We start from the raw sequence: 4,474 nt of genomic DNA on the forward strand, positions 1-4,474 counted from the left end.
ATTGGATGGTTGGTATTGGCTTCCACAGAAGCTGCCAACTCTGTCCAATCGGCAGAAGCATTGGGAAGACTTTCCACTTTTTCAACGGAGAAAATTCCACTTGTCAAAGTACCTGTTTTGTCAAACAAAACGGTATTGATACTAGTAATGCTATCCAAAAAATTGGATCCTTTGAATAAAATCCCTTTTCTGGAAGCCGCACCTATCCCTCCAAAATAACCTAAAGGAATAGAAATTACCAAAGCACAAGGACAGGAAATTACCAGGAATACCAATGCCCGATAGAGCCAATCTTTGAATGAATAATCTTCTAATATAAAATACGGAACAATGACCAAAGCAAGGGCCATATAAGTGACAATAGGTGTATAGACTTTAGCAAATTTGCGAATAAATTGTTCCGTTTTTGCTTTCTTTGATGTGGCTTCTTGTACGGTAGAAATAATCCTTTGTAAAGAACTATCTTTAAAAGGCCTCAATACACGTAAACTTATTAAATCCTGAAGGTTAACCATACCAGCCAAAACCTCGTCCCCTTTTTTGATTTCTGAAGGCAAACTTTCACCTGTAAGTGCTGCAGTATTGAAAGTTCCCCCATTACTTAACAATTGGGCATCCAAAGGAACCTTTTCCCCGGCCCTGACTTCTATTATTTCCCCGGACGCTACATCTTCAGGTTTAACCAAGCTAGAATTTCCGGCTTTAATTACCCGAGCACGCTCAGGCCTGATGTCCAAAAGTGCCTGAATATTGCCCTTTGCTTTGCTTACTGCACGGTGTTGAAGTAACTCACCAATGGTATAAAAAAGCATCACAGCCACTCCTTCTGGATATTCTCCTATGGCAAAAGCGCCAATGGTTGCTATTCCCATCAAAAAGAATTCAGTGAAAACCTCTCCTTTGCGTATAAGTTTCCATGCGGTTTTCAATACCGGAAACCCTACAAATGAATAGGCTAAAAGGTAAATAAACAACCAACCATTGACACCTAACACATTAAAAGGAATCTGCTCTTCGGCCAAAATGGCCGTGAATAATATTACAAAGCAAAGAACACTGGGAATCCATGTGGATTGCCAAAAGCTTCGTTTTGAATTTTTTGGGTTGGTTTCTGCCCCACAACCACTTTCACTTTCGCAACAAGAATGATCTACTGATTTAGGTGCCATTGATTCATGATTCAGTTTTTTCAAAGGTACATTAAATCAAGATGCATTTTATTTGCAAAGTTAATTCTGCATGAAAGACTGGTAGTGTTTGTGCTAATCATTACTGAATTGTCACTAAAACCGATTAAATTAAGATAGTTGTTTTAAAAAATTTAAATAAAGACAATCTATAAAATACCTCAATAAAAATTTATAGACTAATTATAGAATAAGAAAATTAAAAATATTAAGATAAAATAGGTCATTTTTTCTACATTAAGTCCGAGTTGAATGATTCTATTCGGCAGTGAAGTAGGCGCTTTAATGCAGGAATTAATTTATCATAAGAAACACCTATCCTGATAAGGATATTGAAATTAATAGAATTTAACACCAATATTTATATTATAAATAATTGTAAACTACAAATTGTTTTAATACATTAGTTTATTAACGATAACTTGCTTATTTTCAATGTATCAAGTAGCACTACACAACATATTCACATAATTAAAATAAATATTACCATACAAATAATTGGGTGTAAAAATTTTCATTAAAATATATAATTTTAACTTAAAATAATTAATATGTAAAAAGATTATAGTTTGACAATATAGCCTTGTTTATAATTTAATTTGCCCAATATTCCCCTATTAACCTAAAAATATTTTACCCTAATGGTAAATGAAGAAGACAGATTAAAAGAACTTGATTCATATCAAGTGGTAGATACAACTCCGATAAAAGAACTGGATGAGTTGGCTAATATTGCAAAATTAATCTGTGATGTTCCATTTTCCTTTATAACAATTATAGACAAGGATGCGCAATGGTTAACAGTAAATTCCGGGCTAAACTTCAACAAAACCAGTAGAAAAGATTCTTTCTGTCAATACGCCCTCAATAATCCTAATGAGGTAATGATTGTCAATGATCTAACCAAAGACACGCGGTTTAAAGACAATTCATTTCTTCAAGGAAATCCAAAAATCCGTTTTTATGCCGGTGCACCCCTGGCAACACCAAGTGGAAATGTATTGGGTACATTGTGTGTTTTGGACCAAAAACCCCGGGAAATTTCAACCAATCATAGGAAAGCATTATTGGCCTTGGCAAAAAAAGCCATGGACCACCTCAACCATAGAAAACTAATTCTGGAACAACGGAATAAGATTGAATCCAATGCGGAAGAGTTAAAAAGGCTTACAGACAATGTACCAATCGGAATCTTTTTATTAAAAAAAGATGCTCAAGGTAAGTTAAGCTTTGAGTTTTTAAACAAGGGCTTTAAACATTTACAATTAGGCATAAGCTATGATAAATTACAAAGCTCTCCTGAATTAGGTTTTGCTTTGGTACACCCTGAAGACAAGGAAAACCTTAGAAAAAATTTATCGAATTCTTTCAATACCTTGAAACCGCTGTATACAGAATACCGCTTCAAATCAAAAGAAGAATATAGATGGCATTTTGTGACTGCCCAGGCAAAGAAAACAAAGGATGGAAGTGTATTATTGTACGGATGTTTTCAAGACATAAACAACCGTGTGGAACTGGAAAAAGCAATGGAACAAATATCCTTTGATATTTCTCATGTATTGAGGAAACCGGTTACCAGTCTTTTAGGGTTGACGGAATTGATCATACCGAAAAGGTAATTAAAAAGGCAGAGTTACGTGAATATGTGGAGCAAATAAAATCAGTATCTTTGGAACTGGACAGTTTTACACGCGAGTTGTACACCATTTACAACGAAAAAAGAAAAAAATTCAACACGCTGAAGAAATAAAAAAACCCTGCCAATTGGCAGGGTTTCCATTAATTAATGAGGGGGCTTGTTTAGTTTTTTGACAAATAAGAAGCCACACCTTCTCTGGTTGCGCTCATTGCCTCTTTACCTTCTTCCCAGTTTGCAGGACAAACTTCACCATATTTTTCAACATGTCTTAAAGCATCAATTAGACGCAACATTTCGTCGATATTTCTTCCCAAAGGAAGGTCGTTTACCGTTTCATGTCTAACTGTTCCTTCTTTATCTATAAGGAAAGTAGCTCTGTAGGCCACTGGTAAACCTTGATAAGTAAGTTCTCCTTCTTCATTGTAGTTCCAGTCACCTGCAAGGACACCAAAGTTATGGGCTACAGTTTTTACCGGATCTGCAATGATCGGATAAGTTACTCCTTGGATTCCACCTTCTGCTTTTGGTGTGTTTAACCATGCAAGATGAGATTCTTCTGTATCACAAGAAGCGCCAATTACCGCAACGCCTCTTTTCTCAAATTCTTCCAATTTCTCTTGGAATGCAAGAATTTCAGTAGGACATACAAATGTGAAATCTTTTGGATAGAAAAAGAAAATAACATCTTTTTTACCGATGAATTGCTCTAAAGAGAAATCTTCCACTATTTCTTCTCCATCAATTACAGCAGGTACGCTAAATAAAGGTGCTTTTTTTCCAACTAATGACATAAAATAAAATTTAATTGTTTATAGATAATTTAATGATATTAAAAGAAATTTATTTTGTTTTTCCCTTAATTACCAACGATACTTCTTCAACCTCAAAACCATCAATTTGGTTCTCTTTAAAAAAAGTATGTAGCAATTCCTCCAAATCAGGGTTTTTATAATCTCGAATGTCACTGCTATCGTTACAATATAGATGACTGTGCGTCTCCATTACAGGATCGAATCGCATCAAACCCTGGTCATCCCTGAATTTTTGCAAAATCCCTGCATTTACAAAGCTTTCTAAGGTTTTGTAAACTGTACCCATTGAGATACTTGGATTCTCTTCAGTAATCTGATTGTAAACCATTTCAGCAGTAGGATGATCTTGAGAATTACACAAAGAACGATAAATCACCAATCGTTGGTGAGTAAATTTCATGCCCTTTGAAGTAATCTTCTCCTTTAGTCTATCAACATTCATTTTTAGATAGGAATAATTCCTGTTTAGGATTCATTGTGCAAAGGTAGGGAATATTTTATGAAATTCATATGTATAGTGCATTGATTTCCGTAATTTAACCTTTTAATAATCTAACCACATCCTATTAAACCCTGCGGAACGCAGACAAAATACAGAAACTGATCGTTTTATGATAAAAGTATTGTTTATATGCTTAGGTAACATTTGCCGCTCACCATTGGCCGAGGCGCTTTTCAATCATAAAATCAAAGAAAAAGGTTATGAAAATTTTCTTAGTTGTGATAGCTGCGGAACTTCAGATTATCACATAGGAGAATTGCCGGATGAGAGGACCATGGCCTCAGCTTCAAAAAACGGCATCAAAATATGCCACCGTGGAAGACAGCTTAAC

At 35.0% G+C, this 4,474-nt stretch carries 4 protein-coding genes and 1 pseudogene; 2 read left to right on the forward strand and 3 right to left on the reverse strand.

Features of this window, described 5'->3' with window-relative positions; all coding sequences use genetic code 11:
• On the reverse strand, positions 1 to 1,169 hold a 1,169-nt coding region (locus AAC037_RS20365; protein ID WP_339905195.1), incomplete at its 3' end, for an HAD-IC family P-type ATPase.
• A 659-nt stretch (positions 1,170 to 1,828) separates the two neighbouring features.
• Here AAC037_RS20365 and AAC037_RS20370 point away from each other — a divergent pair.
• Positions 1,829 to 2,809 (forward strand): GAF domain-containing protein, encoded by a 981-nt coding sequence (locus AAC037_RS20370; protein ID WP_339905197.1) that lies wholly within the window; start codon positions 1,829 to 1,831, stop codon positions 2,807 to 2,809.
• Positions 2,810 to 2,990: 181 nt separating this feature from the next.
• Here AAC037_RS20370 and AAC037_RS20375 read toward each other — a convergent pair whose 3' ends face one another.
• Together AAC037_RS20375 and AAC037_RS20380 are read right to left on the reverse strand one after the other, a co-directional pair.
• The gene (locus tag AAC037_RS20375; RefSeq protein WP_014019877.1) at positions 2,991 to 3,620 is read right to left on the reverse strand and encodes a peroxiredoxin; all 630 of its coding nucleotides are present in this window, start codon (positions 3,618 to 3,620) and stop codon (positions 2,991 to 2,993) included.
• 49 nt (positions 3,621 to 3,669) lie between these two features.
• On the reverse strand, positions 3,670 to 4,083 hold the full coding sequence (locus AAC037_RS20380) for a transcriptional repressor (RefSeq protein ID WP_339905199.1): 414 nt from the start codon (positions 4,081 to 4,083) through the stop codon (positions 3,670 to 3,672).
• Positions 4,084 to 4,252: 169 nt separating this feature from the next.
• Between AAC037_RS20380 and AAC037_RS20385 the strand changes: the two are divergent.
• Positions 4,253 to 4,474, forward strand: a pseudogene (locus AAC037_RS20385) (low molecular weight phosphotyrosine protein phosphatase); the annotation flags it as partial.

This window comes from uncultured Cyclobacterium sp. (assembly GCF_963976465.1).
In the GTDB taxonomy this organism is placed as follows: Bacteria; Bacteroidota; Bacteroidia; order Cytophagales; family Cyclobacteriaceae; genus Cyclobacterium.